Source organism: candidate division WOR-3 bacterium (assembly GCA_039801365.1).
Taxonomy (GTDB): domain Bacteria; phylum Hydrothermota; class Tepidihabitantia; order Tepidihabitantales; family Tepidihabitantaceae; genus JBDRUN01.
In genome coordinates, this window is the sequence record JBDRUN010000067.1 from 1 (window position 1) to 3,611 (window position 3,611).

Annotated in this window: 1 protein-coding gene; it reads right to left on the reverse strand. The window is 58.7% G+C overall.

Features of this window, described 5'->3' with window-relative positions; translation table 11 throughout:
- Positions 1-593: 593 nt before the first annotated feature.
- Positions 594-3,611: C25 family cysteine peptidase (locus ABIL25_08340; protein ID MEO0082284.1), on the reverse strand; the 3,018-nt coding region annotated here is incomplete at its 5' end.

Sequence of the window (3,611 nt, forward strand, 5' to 3'; positions counted from 1 at the left end):
CCTTTCTCGGGCTTCCGCCCGGTCTTACTACATACACATAGAATTGTAGACACCGCTTCATCTTTTTTCCACAGCTTTCGATAGTATCTCTGTCAGGTAGCCCGACATGTAGTCTGCCGGACAATCGGTCAGGTAATGGCAGGATTAGTCAGCCAGATAACCTCTTTGTTTGTCAGGGGATTAGTATGTCGGATAGACTCAGAGGTTGTTTCTGCGGTTGGCCGTCAGATCGTCACCAGGACAATCTCTGTGGTAAGGACTTGGGTAGTCTTGCGGGTTAGCTGTTAGGTTGGGTTGCGGGTTGACCGTGGGGTTGCGTGTGGGTAAATCCGTGCGGTGGCCTTGCTGACAGTGCAGGTGATTGACCGGACGGCAAATAGCCACATGGATGTGGGTGCGGCAAGGCGAGATGGCAGAATAGGCTGGTTGAGCAGGGTGGGAGCGAGCGGTTGTGGTGTTGCAGGTTGAGGTGGGTTGGCAGAGGTGTGTTGTTTGTTGCCGGCCGCACAGGAGGAGCGGGTCTTGCGGTCTTTGGTGGGGAATGTGAAAGGGGCGGCTTTTGGGCCGCCCCTTTGCGACGTGAGTGTTTCTGTCTAGCGGAGAAGCATTAGTTTTTCGGTCACCGAGCCGTCCGGCAGGGAGGCCTTCACAAGGTACACGCCGTTGGCAAGGCCTTTGGGGTTCCAGATGGCTTCAATCTTGCCGGCGCCGCGTTCTTGGTCCATGAGGTTCGCAATTTCGCGGCCTGAGATGTCGAATACCTGTAGCTTTATGTGTCCGGCTGAGGGGAGTTGCATTCTGATGTTGACCGTGCGGGTAAATGGGTTCGGTACGCAGGTCAGGCCAAGCGCATCCCGTAAACCTGGACTCGGTTGTTCAAAGATGCCGGTGTTGCGGTCGTACCAGGCCTGGGCTGAGTCGGCGTTGGCGCGGATGTTAGCGCCACTGGTTCCACCGACGAACGCAACCGCAAATCGGTAGCTTGCGCCAACCGGCAGGTTGAAAGGTCCGGCTGAGACGCACAAGGACCAGTCGTAGGCCCGGTTGGAGTTCGGCTGGGTGATGGTGGCGTTCAGGAACCGCCATTTCTGGCCATCGGACATGCAGGAGTCAGGGTAAACGTATCGCGCGTGGTCAACCGCGGCGAGGTTTGCGTAGGATTTCGGGTCGAGTATCTTCACGCCGACTGAGGGGTTGGCGTTTGAGGACTGGCGCATGAAGGTGAGTCGCCGGCTGACGTCGGATGAGCAGATGTTGGCAGTCGGTGCCGAGCCGATGTCGAAGTCGGCGAATATGCCGGCGTAGAGGCCGTCAATCTGGCTTGTGCCGTTGTTGGCGATGTCGTAGGTCAGGACAACGAAGTCGTCGTAACCCGGGTTCGCACACTGGAATGAGTGTTGGTTGATGCGCAGGCCTTTGGGTGCGGAATGTGCAGCGTCGCTGATTGCGCAGCGGAAGTGTTCGTCGCCGCCGTCCGGGGGCAGAACGTTGCGCAGGCTGTCAACGATGGCAAAGTCGCGGTTCGGGCCGCTGGATGCAGGCTGGCCGAAGTACCGGTCAACAACGTAGGATGTGCTGTTGCCGATTGCCAGGCTTCCGTAGTAGAGCTGGCTGCCGCCGCTCTTGGGATAGCAGAACCCAGAGCCCAGGTCCAGGTCACCAGGCGGTTCATCGTAGCCGACTGAGCCAAGGCAGGTTACTGACAGTTTGCAGTATCCGGTGTCGTGGTCCATGACTATGGCTCCGGGCTGAGCCGGCGCACCGACCGTGAGTTCGAAGGTCGGGTCCCAGGAGCCCTGGCCAGAGGTGACGTGGAGTGTGAATGAGACCTTTGTGCCGGGCGGGGTAGAGGATGAGGCGGTCAGGTTGTATACGTCGCCGCGCGAAGTGTCGTTGGCGTTGAGTGTGCCGTAGTTTGAGGTTGAGTCGTTGAGCGTGATATAGGCCGAGGTGTTGCGCAGAGTGCCCTGGACTGTAGTTGCCTGGGCATTGCCAATGTTCTTGATTGTTACCCACAGGTTTGCGGTCTCGCCCGGGTCGAGTCGGTTGTTGTTGCCGTCGTCCACAACGGCCCGGATAAAGGTAATATAGGGCTGGGGTGCACCCTGGGTGACCGTGACTTGGTGTTCGACCGGCAGGTGGGTCGGATGTGTGACCGTGACGTACATTGTGCCAGTGGTCGGCGGGTTGATAATAAGGCTGACCTGTCCGGATGAGTTGGTCCAGCCGCGGACCTGGACTTCACCGCTCTTGTAGCAGGCGACAAGTGCCTTCTGGACCGGGGAACCGCCTGAAGTCACGGTGACGGTGAATGACTGGGCTCCGGTCTGAATCGTTGAGGCGTGGGCTGCGTCCATTGAGGTCGGTGTATCTTTCCACAGGGTCAGGTTCGGGTCGCCGAACAGGTTTAGGTCCCAGTAGCACCAGCGCCAGACTGATTGGCTCTGGGCCGCCGAGGCGTAGAAGTCCTTGGACCGGGCGTGGAGCACGCCGATGTCCATGGTGTCGTACCCGAAGAAGTAGGTGTAGAACTTGTTGTCCATCTTTTCGGACGGGCCCATTGAGGGCGGTGTGCCCCAGCCTTCGCGTGAGTTCATCATGCAGGCGACCGTGCCGCCGTTCGCATTGTTCATCGCGGCTTCAGCCAGGCAGTCTGAGGTCTCAAAGTCGCCTGAGATGCAGGCGATGGAGTTCAGAATTGTCGGCCGGGTTGAGTTGGTCTGGCCGCCGGCGACCGAGGTGTTCCAGATCGCAATGCCGCTCTCGGTGTAGAAACCGGTGGCGTTGCCATGGGCGGCGACATGGCAGAGGTGGAAGCCGTTGTTGATGGAGTCACGCATCGGTGTTGTCGAGGTCGGGTTGGCGATGTAGCGGTCGGTCCAGCCGGTCGGGGTCTGGGCCGCAATCGAGTCGGATACAACCTTGCCGGAGTAGTTGCTGGAGGAGAAGAGCATTACATAGGGCAGGAGCACCCTTCTCAGGTAGTCGGTGGTCGGAGTTTTTTCGTAGAAGAGAGTCTTGTTGACAAAGGTGTTGGCCTGGGTCTGGTTGTCAACTGAGGCCCGGCCCACGTAAACGTCGTAGTACAGGTCAACGGTGTCGCCGTCAATTTCACCGAAGATGTTGTTGCGGTTGCCGTCGTATGACCATTGCAGGTCTGCGTAGTAAACATCGGCCGGGATGTCGCCGGTTGAGCCGGACACGACCGCACGGCAGCGCCGACCCGGAACCTGAGCGTTGTCGCCGGCCAGGAGCACATATTTGAGGCCGTGATTTGTGTAGTAGTCAATGATGAACAGGCGAATCTTTTCCTGGGTGTCACGGCCTGAAGGGTAGTTGGTTGCAATCCACTCGGTGGTGAATACCTGGGTGTTGTACCCTTTCTTTACGCGCCAGTCAATAAGGTTGAGGAACCAGGTTGACTGGGAGTTCGGGGTGATGATGGCGTAGTCCACGTCCGGGTTGTCGGTCAGGCGGACCGGCGGCGCAAACGCGGGAACGTCCTCAGGGTTGATGACAAGTTGGGCCACGTCAGAGCCGAACAGCTCGAGTTGGCCTGGGGTCATCGGTTTCGGGGTCACGTCGTTTTCCCGGTAGGTCACTTCGACCTT